Genomic DNA, 865 nt, shown 5'->3' with positions numbered 1-865 from the left:
CAAAGGGGTGTACTGGTCGCTGCGCAGCTACGATCTGTTCTTCTGACGCGTTGTTTTCAGAGGGAAACACGGCTTTTTCTTGCCAGTGCTCCAGCACTTTAAGCTGCGCTGGAGTGTAGTGCAGCTCTTCTTTTACTTTGGTAAAGAAGGTTCTATCAGCACCGGCTTTTTCCAACTCAGTGAGTGTGTGCTCGATACGTTCGCGCACTAGATTTGCAGAAAAACCACGCTGACGTGTTTGGCGGGCTTTGCGTGCTTGAGTCAGCTCTGCATTTTCATCAGGCGCTTCAGGCAAAGTTTCGAACAGCACATCAAGCTGAGCCTCAAGCTCTGTTTCGTCGAAGAGGTTTAACTGGAACTTGGACTTTTCACTGCTGGCACTGAACTTTTGTGTTTTCAGCAGACGGTTCATTTCTTCTAGCAGCTCGATACGACGATGGGCTGCTTTGAGCTCGCTTTTTTGATTTTCTAAGCGAGCATTTTGCTCTAATAAACTGGTGTTTTGTTCTTCTACGACAGCCTGGTATTGGGTCACCATTAAACGTAATTCAGCAGCACTTAGGCTGCTTAAATCTGGGGTTTTAATGGTTGGTTTGGGCTGTTTTTTCATGCTGAGATTATAGCAAAACCCGCCACCAAAAGCACCCTTAAAAGTCGATAAAACCCAGTAAAATCAAGCTATCCAAGGCTGTCGTATTGTAGTTTTTTATGGCCTTTAAACAGGCTGATATCGTAGCCATCCAGCAGCCAATTTATTTGCTCACCCGTTAAGGCCAGCAGCTCATCAGCAGGCTTGGGCCACTTAAATTTCTCTTCCGCCAGCGCCTTGTAATACATGACAAAACCATTGTCTTCCCACATCACG

Annotated in this window: 2 protein-coding genes; both read right to left on the bottom strand. The window is 46.2% G+C overall.

Features of this window, described 5'->3' with window-relative positions; genetic code table 11:
- The coding region (locus tag TOI97_RS13175; RefSeq protein WP_321554584.1) for a transposase at positions 1 to 610 on the bottom strand (610 nt) is incomplete at its 3' end.
- 68 nt (positions 611 to 678) lie between these two features.
- A partial coding sequence (gene tnpB, locus TOI97_RS13170; protein ID WP_321554583.1) for an IS66 family insertion sequence element accessory protein TnpB occupies positions 679 to 865 on the bottom strand: 187 nt, incomplete at its 5' end.

The sequence above is a fragment of the Denitrificimonas halotolerans genome (assembly GCF_034259425.1).
GTDB lineage: Bacteria > Pseudomonadota > Gammaproteobacteria > Pseudomonadales > Pseudomonadaceae > Denitrificimonas > Denitrificimonas halotolerans.
This window is presented reverse-complemented; position numbering and strand designations above follow the sequence as displayed.